The following is a 21,470-nucleotide window of genomic DNA, read 5'->3' as shown; positions in this document are numbered from 1 at the left end:
GGGGAAATTGGGGGCAAGGTCTTTAGGACTTTACCTATGTACCAAAATTACTATGAGCCTGCTTCAAAGGAGTGGATTTAATGTCGTTTCAATTTATTTTAGGACGTGCAGGCAGTGGGAAAACACATTATATTTTAAATGAAATTACAGATAGATTAAAACAAGAAACAAAAAATATCATATTTATTGTACCTGACCAAATGACATTTCAGATGGAATATGAATTAGTCAGAAGGCAAGAGAAGAAGGCTATTATTAATTCACAAGTTTTTAGTTTTACAAGACTAGCTTGGAAGGTTTTACAGGAAACTGGTGGAATTAGTCGGATTCATATCGGAGAAATTGGTATTTCAATGGTTCTTCGAAAGATTATTGAGGAAAAGAAAGAGGAATTAAAGGTATTTCATCACGTCGCTGATCGACAAGGGTTCTACAAGGAATTAACTTCTCTTATTTCTGAGTTTAAAGGATTCCAAGTTTCTTCAGATGAACTATCTTCCGTGATTTTGCAAATGGAACAAAATTCCTCAAAAGATCATCTCTTTATTCAACAAAAGATAAATGATATTCAAATTGTATTTGATGCTTTTAATACATATATGAAAGATAAATATCTTGATTCGGAAGACTACTTAAATTTATTAATTCAAGAGCTACCTAAAAGTGAGTATATAAAAGATAGCATTATTTATATTGATGGTTATTATGATTTAGCGCCACAAGAGCGTAATGTTGTAGAAGAGTTAATGAAATATTGTAGTGAAGTTAAGTTCTCATTAACGATTGATCGTCCATATGATGATTTATTACCGCATGAATTAAATTTATTTCACAAGCCTGCAATTTTATATCAACAAATTAAGGAGATTGCTTTAAATACAAAGCAATCTATTGACGAGTCAATAATTTGCCACGAAAATTTAAGGAATATATCGAATGGCTTGAGCTATTTTGAAAAGAATTTTGATAGTAGACCAGTAAGGCCTTCTTTTGAGTCAGAGGGGATTAAGATTATATCGGCATCAAATCGTAGGTCAGAGATTCACGCGATTGCAAAAGATATACTTCATAAAGTACGAGATAAAGGCTATCGATATCGTGATATGGCGATTTTTTTGAGAAACAGTGAGACTTATTCACATTTAATCTCTACTATTTTCCATGCTTATCAAATACCGATTTTTATAGAAGAAAAGCGTTCCATGTTAACTCATCCATTGTTTACATTTTTACAGGCTACTTTTGATATCATTCAAAAAAATTGGCGTTATGAATCAGTTTTTAATGCATATAAGACAGAATTAGTTTACCCGTTTGAAAGCAATAGCGATAAAAATCGTGAGCAGCTAGAGTTATTTGAAAACTATTGCATTGCATATGGGAAACAAGGGAAAAGGTGGACGATAGATGAACCGTGGAAGTATCGTAAATATCGTTCTACTGATGGAATCGAAAAAGGGGTAACAAATGAAGAACTAGAATTTGAGGCCTTAATAAATTCAGTAAGAAATTTATTAGTGGGGCCAGTTCGATCATTTCAAAGCAATTTAAAAAATGCAAAAAATGTAAGAGAAATGTGTGTAGCATTATACGAATTTGTTGAATCACTAGATATTTCTAGAAAACTTCAACGCTTAAAAGATGAAGCTGAAAATCGATCCAATTTAATCGAAAGTAAAGATCACGAACAAGTATGGAAAGGATTTATTAATCTTTTAGATGAGTGCGTCGAATTAATTGGTACGGAGAAACTGTCACGTAAAACATTTTTTGAAATTCTTCAAACTGGTTTTCAATCGCTTCAATTTGCTAACGTACCTGCTTCATTAGATCAAGTAAATATTGCTAATTTTGATCATTCACGATTGCAAAATGTAAAGTGCGCATACATCATTGGTGTAAATGAAGGGATTATCCCAAGAAAAGCTAATGAGGATGGATTGTTAGGTGATACTGCAAGAGAGTATTTACAATCATTCGGCGTTGAGGTTGCGCCAACTAGTAAGCATCAATTGTTCGTAGAAAATTTTAATATATATACTGGGATTAACCGGGCAAGTCATGAGTTAATATTCAGCTATCCTTTGGCAAGTGATGACGGAAAAGGACTTGCGCCTTCAAGTCTAATTCAAAGGATTAAATCGATATTCCCAAATGTACAGCAACGTTTTGAAAGTGGAGATTTATTATTTAGTTCAGTAGAAGAACAGCTTTCATTTATTACGAATAATGGAACTGCGCTATCGAGTTTAGTTACCCAGCTTCAAGCTTGGTCAACTCAAGAGACTGAGTCTAATATGGATTTATGGTGGTTGCTATATAACTTTTTACGCGAAGATTCAGATTCTAAAGATAAACTCTATAAAGTTATTAGTAGTGTAATGTATAACAATATTGCAAAAGATCTTGGAGAAGAGTTAAGTACAGAATTATATGGAGAAGAATTAAGTGGTTCGGTATCAAGAATTGAGCTTTTCCATCAATGTGCTTATGCTCATTTTGCACGATACGGATTAAAGCTACAAGAACGTGAAATTTATAAATTTGAATCATTCGATATGGGACAACTTTTCCATAGTGCTTTAACAATAATTGGAGAGAATCTATTGCAGGCAGGAAAGAGTTGGAGTAATTTAACGAATGCAGAGTGTGATGAATTAGCAGCGAGAGTAGTAGATGAAATATCACCTAAGTTTCAACGTGAAATTTTACTAAGCACAAACCGATATATGTTCTTAAAGAAAAAAATGAAAGACGTAATTTCAAAAGTATCATCAATCTTAAGTCAACAAGAGCATGCAGGTAAATTTATTCCAGTTGCTTTAGAAGTACCATTTGGGATTGGTAAACAATTAAATTCATATGAACTACCTATTGATGGAAAGAAAAGAATGGTATTAAATGGTCGAATTGACCGGATTGATAAAGCGTCTAGTGAAAAAGGCGAATATTTACGAATTTTGGACTATAAATCAACTAAAAAGGAATTAAAATTATCTGATGTTTATTATGGTCTGGCATTACAATTACTAACATATTTAGATATAGCTGTAGCGAATTCAACTTCATTACTTGGTAAACCTGCAGACCCAGCTGGAATACTTTATTTCCATGTTCAAAATCCAATTGTGAAAATTAAAAATGAAATTGAATTTGATGAAATACAAGACGAAATCTTTAAAAAGTTTAAAATGAATGGATTACTGTTGGAAGATCGTGAAAGTAATTCGTTAATGGATGAAGCTTTAATTGAAGATGGAGGTTCTTCGAAAATCGTACCAATTAAGCTTAAAAAAAATGGAGAGTATATTGCAAAATATTCTAAAACAGTAAAGCCTGAACAATATCCAATGATGACGAACTTTATAAAGCAAAAATTTACTGAAGCTGGTCAGCAAATTTATAACGGATTTGTTGAAGCGAACCCATACCAACAAAAGGATAAAATCCCATGTACATATTGCTCATATCAATCAGTATGTCAATTTGATGCAAATGTAAAAGGGAATGAGTATCGTATTTTACCTCCTTTAGAAGATGGTGAAGCAATACAAAAAATGATCGAGGCGGTGAAGCATGATGAGTAAGGAAGAAAATAATGCCAGTAAAACAAAATGGACGGTCGACCAGCAAAAGGCGATAGATCTCGAAGGATCAGACATTCTAGTTGCCGCTGCCGCTGGTTCCGGAAAGACTGCTGTTCTTGTTGAGCGAATCATTCAAAAGATTATTCGTGAAGAAAATCCGATTAATGTTGATGAATTACTTGTCGTTACCTTTACTAAAGCAAGTGCCCAGGAAATGAAAGAAAGAATTGGAGTCGCATTAGAGAAGCAACTTGTAAATAATCCTGAATCGGATCATTTACGAAAACAAGCTTCTTTGTTAAATAAAGCATCAATCTCAACAATCCATTCTTTTTGTACGGAAGTCATTCGATCAAATTACTATATGGTTGAGTTAGATCCGAATTTCCGTACAGCAGAAGAAGTAGAGATCCAACTACTGATGGATGAAGTGTTAGAAGAATTAATGGAAGCAGAGTACAGTGATGATTCTAATTTAGTCTTCTTTGATTTAGTTAATCGTTATACAAGCGATCGCGATGATAATGATTTACCAAAATTAATTTTAAAGCTGTATCGTCATGCAATTTCTAATCCAAATCCAAGCGAGTTTTTAAATACGTTCATTCATCAATATGACGTAAAGGATAAATTAGTTGACGATATTCCTTTTATTCAAGAACTAAAGAGATTTATTCAAGAAGACATCATTGCTTGTATAAACGCTTATAAACAAGCTTTAAATTTAATTGAAAGTCCCGATGGTCCAATAAAGTATTTCGATGTATTTAAAGAAGAATATAGCAATTTAGAGTGTTTATATCATGTTTCAGAAAAAACATGGGAAGAAATTAATATCGGTCTACAAAAAATAGCGTTTACTCGTCTGCCTATTATTAAAAAGACAGAAGGGGATCAGCAGAAAAAAGAAATAGCAGCTAATTTCCGTAAAGATGTTAAAAAGAAAATTGATGATTTGAAAGAAAAGTATTTTAGTCGAAACATTAATCACCAGTTAAAACAAATAATTGAATTAAAGCCTCTAGTTGAAAAACTAATCGGGCTTGTTAATAACTTTATCGTGCTATTTAAACAAGCAAAGCTAGAAAATGGTATTTTAGATTTCAATGATTTAGAGCATTATGCACTCGAAATTTTAAAGGAAAAAGAAGAAACAGATCAATTGCTGCCTTCTTCGGTTGCTAGGGTTTATCAAGAAAAATTTAGTGAAGTATTAGTCGATGAATACCAAGATACGAATTATGTCCAAGAATCGATTTTAAGATTAATTACAAAAGGTACAGGCTCAGATGGAAATCTATTTATGGTTGGCGATGTTAAACAATCAATCTATCGCTTTCGTTTAGCAGAACCACAGTTATTTATCGATAAATATAATCTATATGAAAAAGAGTCAAATGATCGAACAGGTTTAAGGATTGATTTATCTAAAAACTTTAGAAGTAGAGCGGAAGTATTAGATGCAACCAATTTTATCTTTCAACAAATCATGGGAAGAGAAATTGGCGGAATTGAATATGATGAAGATGCTATGTTGAAGTTAGGAGCTAGCTATCCAGAATACTCCGAGTGCACTTCAGAATTGATTTTATTAACAAACTCTGCTGATGAAGATGACATTCCTGAAGTTAGCGAGCTAGAAGATGATGAACTTGTTGAAGAAAAACTGGAACAAATTGAAGCTAGATACGTTGCAAGGAGAATAAAGGACTTAATTGAAAGCGAATATTTGGTTACCGAAAAAACTGGAGAAATGAGACCAGTTAAATACAGCGATATCGCGATATTAGGACGTTCATTATCGAATGCGGATTTATATATTGAGGAATGTAAAGCTCTTGGAATCCCTTTATATGCTGAAAAATCGAAGGACTTATTTCAAACAATTGAAGTGGCTGTGTTCTTAAATCTATTAAAGCTAATCGATAATACGATTCAAGATATCCCACTTGCATCTGTCCTACGCTCTCCAATTGTAGGGCTAACAGAACCAGAATTAACGGTGATCAGACTTGACCATAAAAAGGGTTCTTTTTATGAGGCATGTCAAGCGTATACAAATAATTTTGAAAATCGCCATAAGCAATTATCAATTAAATTAGCAAATTTCTTTCAACAAATAAAGGAATGGAAGCGACTTGTAAAAAGAGAAACACTTTCAATCTTTATCTGGAAGGTATTAAATGAGTCGACTTATTATGACTTTGTCGGAGGTTTACCTGGAGGGAAACAAAGACAGGCAAATTTAATCACAATATTTGATCGTGCAAAAGCGTTAGAAGAATCGAACTATAGAAGTCTATTCCAATTTTTAAGATTTTTAGATCGTATGCAGGAAAGAGACGAAAAACTAGATGAAGTTCGTATAGTAAGTGATCAAGAAAATATCGTACAGATGATGACAATCCATAAAAGTAAAGGCCTAGAGTTTCCTGTCGTGTTTGTTGTGAATACATCTAAGCAATTTAATATGCAAGATTTAAATGCGAAATTTATATTACAAAAAGAGCTAGGATTAGGAATGAATTATGTTCATCCGACGTATCGCACTACAAATTCAACGCTATTAAAGGAAACAATCAAGCGTAAGGAACAACGAGAATTAATATCTGAGGAGTTACGTATTCTTTATGTTGCATTAACCCGTGCAAGGGAAAAACTAATACTTGTAGGTAAGGTGAAGGACGCACAAAAAATAATCGAAAGCTGGAAAGAAATTGAAAATCATAAAGAGTGGCTTTTACCATTAAATATAATTAGTGGTGCAAAAAACTATCTTGATTGGATTGGCCCATCAATCATTCGTCATGATTCTAGTAGCGCAATTAGACTTCAGGATGATCTATGGCAAACCAAAAATGAAATTCAGTTTTATCCATGTCGTTGGAATTATTCGATTGTTGATGCTTCTACTATTCAACTAACGGAAACCGAAGAAGTAGAAAATAATAAAACTGAAATATTTCAAGCTTTTCAGCTAAAAGAGCCAATCAATATCAAAAATGACGAGCTTTATGAAGAAATTGAAAATCAATTAAATTGGCAATATAGTCATAATCAAGCAACGCTATATCGACCAAAGCAATCTGTAACAGAATTAAAAAGAAAAATGCAAGAAGAAGAGCCGTATCATCAAAGTTTTACAGGATCTACATCAAAAGGCTTTCCTCTTGAGCGACCAAAATTTATCTCAGAACAAAAGATGAACCAGGCTGAAAAAGGAACTGCGACCCATGCTGTAATGCAAAATTTAGATTATCAATTTATTTCTTCTCATGAAGAAATTATGAATCAAATTAGTAGTATGGTTTTGAAAGAACTAATTACACATGAACAAGGAGAAGCCGTCAATAGCATGGAAATCTTTGATTTCTGTCAATCAGAACTTGGTCAATTAGTGAAAAACGCTCATCAAAAGTTACGTGAAGTACCTTTTAGTTATGGTGTTTCAACAAATGAAATTTATAAAGATTGGCAAGATGAAGAAGAAGTGGTATTAATTCAAGGGATTATTGATTTACTTTTAATCGATGGTGAAGAAGCGATCCTAATTGATTATAAAACAGATCGAACTGAAGCATTTACCACTGATGAAGCATTGAAAAAAGAAGCAATAAAAAGATACGGTATTCAACTTGATCTTTATTCAAAAGCAATCGAAGCTGGAATGGATAAAAAGGTTAAAGCGAAATATCTATACTTTTTCGATGGCGGTCATATTGTAGAATTATAGAAAAAAGCGATGCTAGTTTGCATCGCTTTTTTTATCGTGGTGAAATAAAAATTAGACAATATTGATAAATTAAGATACTCATAAAAAGTACGTGCGATTGTAGAATACCGTAAATATGAAAATTAAATACTCAAGTTTGGATCATGAGTATGCAAATAAACATGAAGCTGGCCATAGTACACTCGTAAAGGGTTCGCGGAGGGCTCATTAGTAAGGAAAAGAGCAAGATGATGAAAATATGTAACTCATAATGTGTTCATGAGTTAAAAAAAGAGAGTGGTTGAGAGAATTCTTAACTCATAAGGAGTCATTTCAACACAATGAAAAAGCGATGCTAATTCGCATCGCCTTTTATCGAAGAAGACATTATAAAGTTGCTACTTCATTTTGATCGACTAAATCAGCATCTAAAGTATTAGTAGCACTTGCACCGCTAATTGTTGCTGGTATAAATCCAGTATTACCTGAACCCGAGCCGAAATATGATTTTGTTTGTGTTTTTGGTGAGATATTATTAAGATCTCCCGTATTTATATTCCCTTCATTGCTATTTATAACAATTGCACCAAGAAATGTTGGCATAAAGTATTCTCCTTTCTTAATCTGTTAGTGTTGAATCTGTTGGATCAGTTGATCGTCCTGCTACTGCAGGAACTGCAGGTACGGTTGGTACTGCTACGTGTACCGGAACTACAGGTGCTACAGGTATTACAGCGTGTGCTGTTACTACTGGTGAAACTGGTGTTGTTGGTTGAACAAGAACATCTGATTGAAATGGTTGCATTTGTTGTGTCATTAGTGGCTGGAAAAGTTGAGAAAATGTAGGTTGAGCATGATATTGGCCAGGAGTTTGATAATGTATAGTAGGTGCCGATGTAAAATGCCGTATTTGATGAACACGGGCTAACATTGTAGCGTTATGAACTGAACCAACAACGGAAGCGCTGGAGGAACTTATACCATTATAATTAATTGAACCAACCTGTATAGTAGGGTTAAGATTTACTCGATTTAATTTTACATTAGGAACATATGGAAGATGTTTTGGAATTACTTTAAAAATAGGGTAAATTTCAAAAATATCTTTGTTTGGATCAGCTAATATGTTTCCCTCTTCTTGTAGTGCGAGAGCATTTGACTCTGCGTTTATAGAAAATACATCCCCAAACTGTAAAACACTTGAAAATAGAACTGTATTTACATCATACGTTTCTACAGCGGCTAGACGAAATCTTGGATCAATATTAAACATTAGCTTACAGATAAAGGTACAAATGGCCCTACAATTAACGATTCTGGTGGCGTGTCAAATATAGAAGATAGTGAAATATTATGAGCATCTCCAATCAAAAATAATGAAGATGAAGATATGGCTGTAAACTTAATATCTTCTACTTGTAAATTGCAATTTGTTACATTTAAAATCATCCTTTATTCTCCTTTCCAATATTATGTGGTAAGTTTTGAAGAAAAGCACTGTATGCTGTTCGGATATCTCTTAACATGTGTAATACGACCTCTTCGGAATAACGAAGCGGATTATCATTGAAATCAGGTTTATTTTTATATAAGTCGATATAATAAGGAATTCGAATATCCATTTGATTTCGAATATCATCGATCATCATTTGACGATAATAATCATCTACTGCAACTCTTAGTTCGGTTTCTAATTGAAGAATTGTTTCTAAAGCTTCTTCTTTCAAATGGAAATGAATTCGGTCTGCAATATATGATTTCAAAGCTTTTATATTGTTGTCTGGTTTAATATCTATTTGTTGGTTCTCCACTGTTAAATCATCGAATGTTGGAGCTTGAAGTGGATTCAGTCCAATTGTTAATGTACCATTTAAATTCTCTACTTTTAACTGGTCGAATTTATATTCAATTTTATCAATTTTTGTCTCAGGTCTTTGAGAAAGTTCAACAACAGTGGCTTCAAGTTGAGCAATTCTACTTTTTAATTGTTCAATCATTTGAGACTGTTCATATAGTAGTTGCTCAATCTGAGTCTGCCTTAATTCTAGTTGATTCATAGAATTCCCTCGCTTTCAATTTGCTGCAGGAATAAAATTATGTCTCTTGCGAAGTTTGAACGATTTGACCTGGTTCAGTAATTGGTGGTGCTGGTTCTAAATAATCTCCAGTATTATTCGTTATTGTTTTTGCATTTATATTTCCTGTTGTACCAATTTGAAAAACAGATGAGTTTACAATCCCACCGGTTTTTAGTTGATTAATAATAATTGTTTGATGTATATATATATTCAAACGACATCCTCCTTTACATGTTGCCAACCATTGGCTGATCCACTTGATCTTGATCATATACGTTCGAAATGCTTCTATTATTATAAACTGTTACATTATCACCCGTATTAAACGAACCAGCACCGGCATATGTTTGTGCATTACTTTTAGGTGTTATATTATACGCGTCACCTATGTTAACTACGCCACTACTACCGATACTGACAATATTTATTACTCCAACATAAGCAGGCATGACTGTACACCCTTTGTTCTTTTTATGATTATGTATTATATGGCCATTTAACCTAAAACGTGATTGTAGACTACTTATTGTTAAGAAGTATTAATTTTAAATGAAGGAAAGTGAAGAATAGTGAAATAGAAAGATCTTATTGAATGGTGATAAAAAAAATACTAGTCGCAATTAGAATGAACTAATCGCAACTAGTTATTAAGCTCTCTTTTTTAAAGAGGAAAAGGTCGATATCATATTCATGAGCCTGTCCAACTCTTGGCTACATAAAACTGTTTTCTTGTTCGTAAAGCCATATCGTCCCGCATAATATACCATTCGGGCCCGTTTTTTCTCTATAACATGAAGCAGCAATTTAGTCACCAACTTTGTTCAAGAATAGGGAATTATGTCTAGGTCTCACGATGTATGTAATGCTATTATACAAAATCATTTCCATATGAGAAGGCATTCGCTAAAAGAAGTGTAAAACTTACAAAATACAACAATATTCATCTGCATTCAATCAATGGATAGTGGAAATTAAAAGGTTTTTGTAGGATAAACTATACGGACTGTCGAAACATAAGGTCCTATAGAAAATATTGAATTTATTTTCGACAGTAGATTACAATCCTAGATTAATATAATTTATAAATTTTAAAAATGAGTATTTTGTCCTGTGAGTTTTAACGGTTGATGGGTAGAAAATCACACCATATATTTTGAACAATTTGTGAATTTTTTTAAATCTTTTCACTTTCCGATTCATCTTAATTTTTCCTTATTTATAGTCTTATGTTATGATTATTTAGAATATATATTTGGGAGGAAATGAAATGATTCACTTACATATTACATCGTGGGTAGTCGCTATTATTTTAGCTTTAATTGTTGGGCACGGTTACAAAAATGGTTGGAATGTTAAAGTTGCTCACATGATTTTACGTCTTTTATATTTCGTTATTTTAGGAACTGGACTGTATTTATTTATTCATATTCCTAATAAAGGAAATATGCCGTCAGATATGATGATGCTTTACAACATCAAAATGACACTTGGCATTATTATGTTAGGAGTATTTGAATACTTCACTGTGTCTTCTAAGAAACATCGTAAAATGGTTGTTCCTGCAACTATTTTTACAGTAATTATTTTAGCTTTATTATATTTAGGATTTAGATTACCTCAAGGTTTTCACTTCTTTGCATAATAAAAAACTGTCACAATATTAATTGTGGCAGTTTTTTTATTTTTTAAGAAAGCTGTGTTAAGAGATAACGGTTTCCTGTTGCTTTAGTCAATTCAAATCTATGGTTTTGTTCTTCAGATGATATCCTGAATTGGTGATATACTGAACAAACTAATTCTCCATTATCAAACACAATGAAATTTACTCCATCAGAAGGGGAATTTTCTGGTTGGAATGAAAGGAAATTATGACAGTATAGACAATCGTATAAAGAAAAATGATGAGTATTTAGCAAGTAAGCTAAAGTATAAAACGATTCATCACTCAAATTTTTTAATAGTGTATCGAAGCTATATAAAAGTTTTCGTTGAATACGTAGGATATCACCATTTTGTAATTTTTTCTTTTTGGGATATTGAATTAGAAAATTTCCGTTCCTTAAAGAAGCAGGAATCCATTCTTCATTTATAGAAACTTCGAACTCTTCATCGATGAGATCCTCAAGTAAAAACGCCTCATCAGTTTCATCATCGAAAAAGACCCATTCATCATTTATTTCTTCAATTGCTCCAATAGTGAAAGCGCGAGGTTGCTTTTGAAATAATTGAGATCGTTGCTTAAATTGCATTAAGTAACCTCCAGTTACAAGCGTTCTGCTGTTCATTTATTAATTTACATAAGTTCGATGAGAAGTAGTGATTCGGACATTTTATTGATACATAAAATAAAGTATTAATAATTGGATCCTTTTTTTCATTCGAACCTTTTTTAAAATCTCGAATATTGTTTTAAATGGATAAAAGTTAACTCTATTTTCCGACCGATATTGGGATTTATTAACAATAATAGCTGCGTTTATTTCAATTTTAATAAAGCTGCTACTTTTTTCATTTATTGACATAACTTAACTATTTTATAACTATGCAAAAATTGAAAAAACGTATGGACAAATATTGATAAGTTATCAACTTTTTTTATAGATTGACGCACCTATTTTTAAAAGCATTAATACGATATAGAATTAACTTTAGTTTTATAGGGAAATAGCCCAGAAAGGAGAAAAAAGCATGTGCGGTATAACTGGGTGGGCAGATTTTCAAAAAGATTTATCAAAGGTAACCAATACTACAAAAAAGATGGCTGAAACATTATCGAAACGAGGTCCAGATGATACGAATATTTGGTCCACAAATCATTGTAGCTTTGGCCATAAAAGATTAGTAGTAGTTGATCCGGTTGGTGGGAAACAACCGATGCGTAAAGCAAGAGGAAATGTTACGTATACACTTTGCTACAATGGTGAGCTATATAACACTGAGGATCTAAGAAAGGAACTCTTAAAGAGGGGTCATACATTTCAAGGTCATTCAGATACTGAAGTCCTTCTTACTAGTTATATAGAGTGGAAGGAAGCTTGTGTAGACAAATTTAATGGAATATTTGCATTTGCAATCTGGGACGAAGAAAAAGAAAGTTTATTCATAGCAAGAGACCGTTTAGGCGTAAAACCGCTATTTTATAAAGAAGATTACAAAAGATTATTATTTGCTTCAGAAGTAAAGGCAATATTAGCAAATCCAGAAGTAAAAGCGGAATTAACTGAAGAAGGGCTTTCAGAGGTTTTTGGTCTTGGACCATCCCGTACCCCTGGAAATGGCGTTTTTGATGGCATAAAAGAGCTTCGTGGTGGCCATGCAATGACGTTCTCTAGAAATGGACTTAAAGTATGGAAATATTGGGATGTTAAAAGTGATATTCATACAGATTCTGTTGATGAAACGATTGAGAAAGTGCGTTTTTACGTAGAAGATGCAATCGTAAGACAACTAGTTTCTGATGTACCGTTATGCACTTTTCTCTCAGGTGGAGTAGATTCAAGTGCAATTACAGCAATTGCTGCGAATCATTATGCTAAAGAAGGAAAAGGCCAATTAACGACCTATTCAATTGATTACGAAGAAAATGACAAATACTTTACATCAAGTGTATTCCAACCGAATTCAGATGCACCATGGATTGAGTTAATGTCTTCAACATTTAATACAAATCATCAAAGATGCGTCATTTCAAACGAAGAACTAGTGCAATATTTAGAAGAAGCTACAGAATGTCGTGATCTTCCGGGAATGGCAGATGTCGACTCTTCATTACTATGGTTTTGCCAAAAAATTAAAAACAATTTTGTAGTAGGTTTATCAGGAGAATGTGCTGACGAAATATTTGGTGGTTATCCTTGGTTTCATCGAGAAGATGATTTAAATAGACCAGCGTTTCCGTGGATGAGATCTACAGAGCTTCGTCAAAATCTATTAAAAGACGAATGGAGTAAGAAACTGAATTTAGCCAACTACGTTCAAAATCGCTACAATGAAACTGTAAGAGAAACGCCAATCCTTGAAGGAGAGAGTCCTTTAGAAGCTAAAAGAAGACAATTATTTTATTTAAATCGCCAATGGTTTATGGCTCAACTTTTAGATCGCAAAGATCGAATGAGTATGGGAGCAAGCCTTGAAGTACGTGTTCCATTTGCTGACCATCGACTTGTTGAATATGTTTGGAACATCCCTTGGGAGCTTAAGATGTATGGCAATCGTGAAAAAGGCATCTTAAGAAAGTCGCTTGAAGGTCTGTTACCAGATGAAATTTTATACCGTAAAAAAAGTCCATATCCAAAAACGCACAATCCAGTCTATACAAAATTAGTTGTTCAAAAATTAAAAGAAGCATTAAAAGACAAAAGCTCAGCTCTTTATGAATTTCTAGATAAAGAGCAATTAAATAGCCTAGTTCAAAGTGAAGGAAGAGCATTCCAAGTTCCGTGGTATGGGCAATTAATGTCTGGACCGCAGTTATTAGCTCATTTGTATCAAATTCATGTTTGGTTTAAAAAATTCAATATTAATGTAAAGGCGTAAAAGAGGTGATTTTCACCTCTTTTTTTTAGTTGTGGAAGGACTTAATTAGAGGAGAAGTGGAATCGCAAATTAGATCGTAGGATTGTAAGTAAAGATGGGAAAACGTAATTGAAAAAGTGGGATCGTAATTAAAAAGTGGGAGCACATTTAAAAAAAGGAGAATCGCAATTAAAAATGCGGAATCGCAAATAAAAACGAGGGATCGCAATTAAAAATGCGGAATCGCAAATAAAATTTCAGAATCGCAAATAAAAATGGGGAATCGCAAGTAAAAATTGAAAATCGCAAATAAATTTCTAGAATCGCAAACAAAATCCTAATTCATCCGAAATGTGATGAATTTCTATAAAAAAATCAACCGAAATAAAGCGTATCTATATAAAACAGGTACTCTTCTTAGGATAATCGCTAATTTTCATCAAAAACTAAGCCGGTTGGGGCACTAAAACGTCTGAAGATGAACGTATGTAGCAGCTACCTGATCCCTCATATGTAAAAAAGCCAATAAAAAACCTAGCCATTCAAAACGGCTAGGTTTTAAAATTAATAATCATTCTGTAAAGCGTCTCTACCTTCTTCCCCCGTGCGAATTTTAATCGCATTTTCAATGGGATATACAAATATTTTTCCATCACCAGGTTTTCCCGTTTTTAACACTCTTTTTGCCTCATCGATTACAGCTTGAACGGGTACGTCACATACAACAATTTCGACTTTAATTTTTTCATGTAAATTTATTGTTCGTTTTTTGCCTCGATATACTTCTGTGTAGCCTGATTGCATTCCACATCCTAATACGTTTGTAACGGTCATTCCTGTAATCCCTACTTTTGAGAGGGCATCTTTTAAAACATCAAATTTATCTGGTCGAGTAATGATTTCGATTTTTGTTAGTTTAGCTGTCACTTTAATACCTCCTTATAAGCTTGCGTCATGATATGCTTTTTCGCCATGTATAGATAAGTCTAGACCGAGGTTTTCTTCTTCCTGGTCGACCCGAATACGAATGAATTTGCTTATTACTTTTACGATGATAAAGGTCATCACTCCTGCAAATAGATAAGTTGCTCCGATTGCGAGTAGTTGTTTCCAAAGTAATGATAAATCACCGTAAAAGACTCCGTTTGCTCCTGCGCTATTTACAGATTTTGTAGCAAATAATCCTGTGGCGATTGCGCCCCATGTTCCACCGATTCCGTGGCAGCCGAATGCGTCTAACGCATCGTCGTATCCGAATTTGTATTTTAAGTATGTTACTGCTAAAAAGCATATGACTCCACTTAAAAAGCCAATCACGATCGATGAGAGGGGAGTAACAAAGCCACAAGCTGGAGTAATTGCGACAAGACCAGCTACAGCCCCGCTGACTCCGCCTAACATTGTAGGTTTTTTATTTACATACCATTCAACGAGCACCCAAGCGACTGATGCGGCAGCTGCTGCAGTATTTGTATTAATAAATGCTGTTAATGCGACATCGTTTAAAGTTAGAGCGCTGCCTACGTTAAATCCAAACCAACCAAACCATAAGAGACCTGCGCCTAACACAGTTAATGGTAAGTGATGAGGAGAAGTTGAACCGAAATCTTTTCGTTTACCTAGAAGGAGCGCTAGGACTAAGCCTGAAACACCGGAGGAAATATGGACAACTGTACCACCAGCGAAGTCTAAAGCACCTAAATTACGAAGCCAACCATCTACACCCCAAACCCAGTGAGCTAATGGGTCATATACGAATGTTGTCCATAAAAGGGTAAATAATAGAAATGCTGAAAATTTCATTCGCTCAGCAAATGCGCCTGATATTAGAGCGGGAGTTAAAATTGCAAACATTAGTTGGAACATCATGAAAAGATTATGAGGGACTGTTGCGCTGTAATTATCATTTGGAGTAAAACCAACATCCTTTAAGGCTGCCCATGAAAAGTTACCGATAAAGTGATTTACATCTGGGCCGAATGCTAAAGAATAGCCTATTATTACCCATTGGATTGATACGATTGCCATAGCAGCATAGCTATGCATTGTCGTACTTAAAACATTTTTGCTTTTGACCATTCCGCCATAAAAGAGTGCTAGACCAGGCGTCATGATCATTACTAAAACAGTTGAAATAAAAAGAAATACACTATCTGCAGCTTGAATACTGTTCATTTTCATTCCCCATTTCTGTAATGTTAGATTTTATAACATTAAGTGTTATATAAGATATCATATTCAGAATATATGCAAAATTCAATAATAATTTCATAAAAATAACAAAAAAATAATCTGAAAAATAATGAAAACGCTAACATATATAAGAAATGTAAGAAAATCTAACATTTAGTAAAATGATGAATAAAAATACAGACCCAAGTGAATGAGTCTGTGTTAATTAAATGAATGAGCCTATTTCTTCAAATTGCAAAATTAAAAAATCAGTTTCAGCAATGTCGATCGCAATTGAATCAGAATCAGTAGCAAATTGTTGACCATTCCATAAATTTGTTATTCTTTTCCCCTTCAAATTTATTGGTAATGAAACTGACTGTTTTTCAAGCGAGTTATTAGCTATGATTAAAAAATGAAATCGATCATTTTTCCGCTCATACATAAGAATATTGTTATGATCAGTTTGTACCCAATTAAATTCCCCATCGTTTGCTAATACTGAGAACTTATTTCGTAAGGCAATTAATTTTTTTAATGAATCAAATATTGTTAAATTGTATTGTGATTGGTCCCAAAGCATACAACTTCTACATTCTGGGTCATTGCCACCTTGTAGGCCAATTTCATCACCATAATATATACATGGCGTTCCAAAGAATGTAAACAAAAAAACATATAATAAAATAACCCTTTTTTCGTTTTGATTACATTGTGTCAGTATTCTTGGTGTATCGTGCGAACCTATTACATTGAATAAAGTTTTGATAACAGTTAATGGATATGTGGCAATTAAATCATTGATTGAATTTTGATAATTAGTGGTTGAGATTGTTTGGTATCCAAAATAAGCAAGTAATGATTTCATTAGTGGGTAATTCATAACAGAATCGAACTCATCACCCCTTAGCCATGGCATAGCATGGTGCCAAATTTCTCCTACTATAAACAAATCATTTTTTATTTCTTTCATTTTTTTGTTAAAATGCTTCCAAAAATAATGATCAATCTCATTAGCTACATCTAAACGCCAGCCGTCTATATTAAATTCCTTAATCCAATAAGAACCGATTTCGATTAAGAAATTTTGAACTTCTTTATTTTCTGTATTTAGCTTTGGCATTTCCTTAACAAAAGAAAAGGTTTCATAAGTGAGTTGATTGTTTTCGGAATAGAAGTGAAACCAATCATAAAATGCAGAGTTTTTTCCGTTTTGTAATGCATCTTGAAAAGGGGGGAATGATGCGCTTGTATGATTAAAAACTGCATCAAGCATAACTCTTATATTATTTTCATGGCATTTTTTAATTAATAATTTTAAGATTTTTTCATCTCCGAATGTAGGGTCCACTCGAAAGTAATTAATCGTATTATATTTATGATTTGAATTTGCCTCAAAGATAGGTGTTAAATAAATGCCTGTTATACCTAAATTTTTAAGATAATCGATTTTTTGGATTATACCTTCCAGGTCCCCTCCAAAATAACTTGAACTTGTCGGTAAAGTAGAGCCCCATGGAATTGAATCGATTGGATTATTCTTATTATTACCACTAGCGAATCGATCAGGGAAAATCTGATACCAAATTGTTTTATTTACCCATTTTGGGGGAGAAATTAAATAATTTTTATGTAGAAATGCTAAAGTAAAACAATTCGATTGATCATTTTGATTAAATTGATTAGAAAATCCACTTTCACCATAATAAATAGAGTTTTGGTCGTCTCTTAAGTGAAAAATATATTTCATTCTTTTATTTGGAGGCATAACGTTTATTTCCCAGTAATCAAAAAATTCAGTAGAAAAAGCAAGATACATCGAGAGAACCGATTCTATTTGCCAGCCCGAATCATTAAATTTGAAAGGATCTCCGTAATAGAAACTAACTTCTTTGCAATCTCCTTTTTTTGTTCGAATTCTTATACGATAGGTTTTATCATCAATTGAAAAAGCATATTGATCATACGGTTGATGATAGATTGATTCAATTTTCATGATTCTCCCCTTTAAATTTTATTTATGGTTTAACTAAAAGGAATTAATGAAAGGATTAACTTGCTATCTAATTTGCTAACAGTATAATTAAATAGTGTGTGCAATCGCTTCCGTTTTATGAAATCAATATAATATTTGAATTTCATTGTAATATTTTGCACTATAGTTAGAGAGTGAATTTTGTACATGCGATTGACTTGCAGGGGGAGAAAAAATGAGGCGATTTGGTTTTATAATACTTGTGTCTGTATTATTTTTAAGTACATTACCAAGTATTAGTTTTGCAGAGAAAAATACTACAGATCTAAAAAAAGAAATGATTTACCGTATTTTAATTGATCGTTTTTTTGATGGGAATCCTAGAAATAATAAAAATACTGACCCGAAAGATTTAACAAAATCTCAGGGTGGTGATTTAGAAGGAATTACACAAAAATTAGATTATCTAAAGGATTTTGGCTATACAGCTATTTCAATATCACCTATTTTTAAAAGCGATGAAAATTCATACGATGGAAATTCAGTAGTAGATTTTAAAAAAATGGACCCAAGGTTTGGAACAATCGAAGACTTAAAAAAGTTAGTAAAAGAAGCGCATAAACGTAAAATTAAAGTTTTTATTGATTTTGTTGCAAATAATGTTTCACCTAATAGTGAATTAGCTAAAAATGCGAATTGGTTCAATCCAGAAAACAGTACAAGTTCAGAAAAGAAATGGATAAACGGACTTCCTGACTTCAATCAAGAAAATGCTGAAGTAGCGAATTACTTAATTGATGCTGGTAAGTACTGGATGGATCAGGCTAGCTTTGATGGTTATAATTTACAGGAAGTAAATAATGTACCTGTTTCTTTTTGGAAAACATTTAATCAAGAATTAAAAAAGAAAAATCCCAATTTTATTTTACTTGCTGATTTAAATGAATCAAGTGAAATGAATTATAGTAAATACGAGAATTTAGACTTTAATGGAATTTATAACGTTGATTTAGTAGGCGATTTAGCTAATACTTTTTCTTCACAAAATCAATCATTAACAGAAGTAATGAAGCAGCAAAAAGATTTAACTAAACAGCTTGGATCTACTTTAATGATTAACTATGTAGATGATGAAATGACTAAGCGTTTTGTTTCAATTGCACTATCAAAGAATCAGTACCCACCGTCAAGATTAAAGTTAGCACTTACTTATTTATTTACATCACCAGGTATCCCATTAACTTATTATGGTACTGAAATTGCATTAAATGGTGGAAATATACCGGATAACCGAAAAGGAATGGACTTCCGTACGGATCAAGATTTTTCGGATTATATAAAAAAACTGACTGAATTAAGAAGAACTTTACCTTCACTTACTAATGGGAATTTTGAAGTTCTTTATGATTCGAAAGGTATGACTTTATTTAAGCGACATGATAAAGATGAAACGACTATCATTGCTATTAATAATACTTCACTTGATCAAAAGGTTCATTTGGATTTTGACGTTGTTAAGAAATCAGATGAATTACGAGGTCTTTTAGCTGATGATTTAGTTCGCCCGAATAAAAAAGGGTTTGATATTGTTCTGAAAAGGGAATCATCAAATGTTTACGCAGTTGCACCAAAAACGGGCTTAAACATGGGTGTAATCATAGCAATTCCATCGATTTTTGTAGCATTTATCATCTTTTTGTGGTTTGCAAGAAGACGTAATAAACAATAAGCATAGAAAATAGTTTGATGTGATTAGAATACTTGAAACGGTTATGTGAAGTATTCTAATCATCTAACAATTTTGATAATCCATCACCTGGATATGAACGAGGCATCGAGGTTTAGTTGGCAAGACGTGGATTTTATTAAATAGCATCTAAAGAAAAAAATGATAACGTTTACATTCATTCGTGAATAAGGGGAATTAAAATGACTATAACAATTAAGGATGTTGCGAAGAAAGCGAATGTAGCACCTTCAACGGTGTCTCGAGTTATCTCAAACAGCCCAAGAATTAGTGAAAAGACAAAAAGAAAAGTTAGAAAAGTGATGGACGAGCTAAATTATCATCCGAATTTAAACGCTAGGTCATTGGCTAATCGATCTACGAAATCAATCGGTTTAGTTTTACCACCTGCACTTGATACATCATTTCATAATCCATTTTTTGCAGAAGTAATTAGAGGTGTGACTGCTTACTCAAACCAAAAAGAATATTCTCTTTACTTTATTACAGGAAATAATGATGATGAAGTCGAACAATCTGTGATAAGAACGATTAGGGGTAGAAGAGTTGATGCAATTATTCTGCTGTATTCTAAGGAAAATGATAAAATCATTGATTATTTAAACGAAAATAACTTTCCTTTCGTACTAGTTGGTAAGCCAGATCATTCAATGGATGATATTACGTATATTGATAATGATAACTACTCAGCTGCTAGAGATGTCACCAATTACTTAATTGATCTTGGACATCGACAAATTGCTTTTATTGGAGGAGAAAGTAGCCTACTAGTAACCCAAAATCGTTTACGTGGCTTCCAAGATTCAATGAAATTAAATGGGCTACCAGTAAATGATGAAGCAATAATCTTTACTTCATTTACAAGAGATGGTGGAAGAAAAGCAGTAAATCAATTACTAGACCTCCAAGAACTTCCTACTGCAATAGTAGTCACAGACGATGTATTAGCATTAGGGATTATAAGTGTATTAAATGAATATAATATTTCAGTTCCGAACAATATTTCAATGATTAGTTTTAATAATGCCATCTTTGCAGAATTAGCAAATCCACCTTTAACATCTGTTGATATTAACATTTATCAACTAGGTAACGAAGCGGCCAAAAATGTAATCTCAAAGATTGAAGAACCAGACGGTACTGAAAAAAGTATTATCGTTCCTTATAAACTAATCATCCGAGATACTTGTGCAAAGAATGAACGATTAACATTGGTGAGTAGTTAAGGGGAAAAGAAGAAATTTTAACTCGCATGAAAAAGAGGATGAATTCATTTTCATCCTCTTTTTAGATTGTTGAAATATAGAATAGTCGATAGTTAAAATGTTGCTAAGCGACTTATTTAAGTGTGAGTTTCTTTTATGAGGTTATTTATTTGATTTAATAGATAATTTGTTTTTGAATTATCAGCAAACTTTAGTAATAGACCTTTTTCAGAATATAAAATATTGTGGTGTTAATTGTTTGAAGAAGAAATTCAATTATTAGTTTATAAGAAGACGATTTACCGATATTAGAAAAATAATCGAGTATTTAATTTCTATTTTTCTCTAAGTAAAGGGGATTAAGAGGTTATTTATTGCATGTTTTTTTATTTTGAAAAAGTTGATTGGAACGGAAGGATTCTCGACTCCTATGGGAAAAGCGGGAAGGCTGAGACCCCACAGGCAAAGCCGAGGAGGCT

The 21,470-nt window shown here is 32.8% G+C and carries 17 protein-coding genes; 6 read left to right on the top strand and 11 right to left on the bottom strand.

The window, feature by feature from the left end:
• Nucleotides 1-80 precede the first annotated feature (80 nt).
• Both addB and addA read left to right on the top strand, forming a co-directional pair.
• Nucleotides 81-3,587, top strand: coding sequence for a helicase-exonuclease AddAB subunit AddB (gene addB / locus CN601_RS14410; RefSeq protein ID WP_098171414.1), 3,507 nt, complete (start codon nucleotides 81-83; stop codon nucleotides 3,585-3,587).
• Nucleotides 3,577-7,320 (top strand): helicase-exonuclease AddAB subunit AddA, encoded by a 3,744-nt coding sequence (gene addA, locus CN601_RS14405; protein ID WP_098171413.1) that lies wholly within the window; start codon nucleotides 3,577-3,579, stop codon nucleotides 7,318-7,320. The genes addB and addA overlap by 11 nt, the downstream gene beginning before the upstream one ends.
• A gap of 366 nt (nucleotides 7,321-7,686) precedes the next feature.
• On the opposite strand, the gene CN601_RS14400 is transcribed toward addA, so the two are convergent.
• From CN601_RS14400 to CN601_RS14370, 7 genes are all read right to left on the bottom strand, one after another.
• Nucleotides 7,687-7,902 (bottom strand): spore germination protein, encoded by a 216-nt coding sequence (locus CN601_RS14400; RefSeq protein WP_098117204.1) that lies wholly within the window; start codon nucleotides 7,900-7,902, stop codon nucleotides 7,687-7,689.
• 16 nt (nucleotides 7,903-7,918) lie between these two features.
• The gene (locus CN601_RS14395; protein ID WP_098171412.1) at nucleotides 7,919-8,572 is read right to left on the bottom strand and encodes a spore germination protein GerPE; all 654 of its coding nucleotides are present in this window, start codon (nucleotides 8,570-8,572) and stop codon (nucleotides 7,919-7,921) included.
• Nucleotides 8,572-8,748, bottom strand: a complete 177-nt coding sequence (locus CN601_RS14390) for a spore gernimation protein GerPD (RefSeq protein WP_098117206.1) — start codon at nucleotides 8,746-8,748, stop codon at nucleotides 8,572-8,574. The genes CN601_RS14395 and CN601_RS14390 overlap by 1 nt, the downstream gene beginning before the upstream one ends.
• Nucleotides 8,745-9,356, bottom strand: coding sequence for a spore germination protein GerPC (gene gerPC / locus CN601_RS14385; protein ID WP_098171411.1), 612 nt, complete (start codon nucleotides 9,354-9,356; stop codon nucleotides 8,745-8,747). The genes CN601_RS14390 and gerPC overlap by 4 nt, the downstream gene beginning before the upstream one ends.
• A 37-nt stretch (nucleotides 9,357-9,393) precedes the next feature.
• Nucleotides 9,394-9,591 (bottom strand): spore germination protein GerPB, encoded by a 198-nt coding sequence (locus tag CN601_RS14380; protein WP_098117208.1) that lies wholly within the window; start codon nucleotides 9,589-9,591, stop codon nucleotides 9,394-9,396.
• Nucleotides 9,592-9,604: 13 nt separating this feature from the next.
• Complete coding sequence (locus CN601_RS14375; RefSeq protein WP_098117209.1) at nucleotides 9,605-9,826, bottom strand: spore germination protein; 222 nt, start codon at nucleotides 9,824-9,826, stop codon at nucleotides 9,605-9,607.
• A 198-nt stretch (nucleotides 9,827-10,024) separates the two neighbouring features.
• Complete coding sequence (locus CN601_RS14370; protein WP_098171410.1) at nucleotides 10,025-10,180, bottom strand: aspartyl-phosphate phosphatase Spo0E family protein; 156 nt, start codon at nucleotides 10,178-10,180, stop codon at nucleotides 10,025-10,027.
• Nucleotides 10,181-10,644: 464 nt separating this feature from the next.
• Between CN601_RS14370 and CN601_RS14365 the strand changes: the two genes are divergently transcribed.
• The gene (locus tag CN601_RS14365; RefSeq protein ID WP_098117211.1) at nucleotides 10,645-11,019 is read left to right on the top strand and encodes a DUF1516 family protein; all 375 of its coding nucleotides are present in this window, start codon (nucleotides 10,645-10,647) and stop codon (nucleotides 11,017-11,019) included.
• A gap of 43 nt (nucleotides 11,020-11,062) precedes the next feature.
• Here the strand turns inward: CN601_RS14365 and CN601_RS14360 are convergent, their stop codons facing one another.
• Nucleotides 11,063-11,626 (bottom strand): DUF2777 family protein, encoded by a 564-nt coding sequence (locus CN601_RS14360; RefSeq protein WP_179865556.1) that lies wholly within the window; start codon nucleotides 11,624-11,626, stop codon nucleotides 11,063-11,065.
• 439 nt (nucleotides 11,627-12,065) lie between these two features.
• Between CN601_RS14360 and asnB the strand changes: the two genes are divergently transcribed.
• Complete coding sequence (asnB, locus tag CN601_RS14355; RefSeq protein WP_098171409.1) at nucleotides 12,066-13,913, top strand: asparagine synthase (glutamine-hydrolyzing); 1,848 nt, start codon at nucleotides 12,066-12,068, stop codon at nucleotides 13,911-13,913.
• Nucleotides 13,914-14,456: 543 nt separating this feature from the next.
• Here the strand turns inward: asnB and CN601_RS14350 are convergent.
• The 3 genes from CN601_RS14350 to CN601_RS14340 all read right to left on the bottom strand — a co-directional run bounded on the left by CN601_RS14350 (nucleotide 14,457) and on the right by CN601_RS14340 (nucleotide 18,060).
• Nucleotides 14,457-14,819, bottom strand: a complete 363-nt coding sequence (locus CN601_RS14350) for a P-II family nitrogen regulator (RefSeq protein WP_069032963.1) — start codon at nucleotides 14,817-14,819, stop codon at nucleotides 14,457-14,459.
• 12 nt (nucleotides 14,820-14,831) lie between these two features.
• On the bottom strand, nucleotides 14,832-16,058 hold the full coding sequence (locus tag CN601_RS14345) for an ammonium transporter (protein WP_098171580.1): 1,227 nt from the start codon (nucleotides 16,056-16,058) through the stop codon (nucleotides 14,832-14,834).
• 232 nt (nucleotides 16,059-16,290) lie between these two features.
• Nucleotides 16,291-18,060: an alpha-glycosidase gene (locus CN601_RS14340; protein ID WP_098171408.1), complete on the bottom strand. Its 1,770-nt coding sequence runs from the start codon at nucleotides 18,058-18,060 to the stop codon at nucleotides 16,291-16,293.
• A gap of 214 nt (nucleotides 18,061-18,274) precedes the next feature.
• Here CN601_RS14340 and CN601_RS14335 point away from each other — a divergent pair, with 214 nt between their 5' ends.
• Both CN601_RS14335 and CN601_RS14330 read left to right on the top strand, forming a co-directional pair.
• The gene (locus tag CN601_RS14335; protein WP_098171407.1) at nucleotides 18,275-19,768 is read left to right on the top strand and encodes an alpha-amylase family glycosyl hydrolase; all 1,494 of its coding nucleotides are present in this window, start codon (nucleotides 18,275-18,277) and stop codon (nucleotides 19,766-19,768) included.
• 200 nt (nucleotides 19,769-19,968) lie between these two features.
• Nucleotides 19,969-21,012, top strand: coding sequence for a LacI family DNA-binding transcriptional regulator (locus tag CN601_RS14330; RefSeq protein WP_098171406.1), 1,044 nt, complete (start codon nucleotides 19,969-19,971; stop codon nucleotides 21,010-21,012).
• Nucleotides 21,013-21,470 lie beyond the last annotated feature (458 nt).

The organism is Bacillus sp. AFS017336, assembly GCF_002555445.1.
Lineage (GTDB): Bacteria > Bacillota > Bacilli > Bacillales > Bacillaceae_G > Gottfriedia.
The sequence above is the reverse complement of the archived record's forward strand: the minus strand, read 5'-3'. Positions and strand labels throughout refer to the sequence as shown.